Consider the following 419-nt stretch of genomic DNA (forward strand, 5'->3'; position numbering starts at 1 on the left):
GAAGTCCGTCACCCGCGTGTACCCGCCCTCGTACCCCTTCGCCTTGATCTGCTCGAACAAGGCCTTGGCCGTGCGCCGCTCCTTCTTGACTCGCTTGGCATCGGCCTTCAGCGCTTGCTTGAGTTCGGCCTCATAGGCCGACAGCTTCGTGGCCTTGACTGCCTCCCGGCGGTACTTGGGCTCGACCGGCTGAACCTCGTCCAACCACTTGGACACCGTGTTCCTCGATAGCCCCGTCTCCCTCGATATCTGCCTCTTCGTCTTCTTGTCTCGGCGGTGCATCCGCCGTATCTTGCCAATCATGTCCATGGTGATCACCCTCTTCAGCCCCTTGCTGCAAAAAGCAGCAGGGTAGGTAAAACACCTGGCTCAATTTTGGGTCGGCATCACCCAAAAAAGTGGCTCAGTTTTCGGTCGGC

Annotated in this window: 1 pseudogene; it reads right to left on the bottom strand. The window is 58.9% G+C overall.

Annotated elements, in window-relative coordinates:
- Positions 1-309 (bottom strand): annotated as a pseudogene (locus tag EIP75_RS23930) (helix-turn-helix domain-containing protein); the annotation flags it as partial.
- Positions 310-419: the final 110 nt, after the last annotated feature.

Source organism: Aquabacterium soli (assembly GCF_003933735.1).
Taxonomy (GTDB): Bacteria; Pseudomonadota; Gammaproteobacteria; order Burkholderiales; family Burkholderiaceae_C; genus Aquabacterium; species Aquabacterium soli.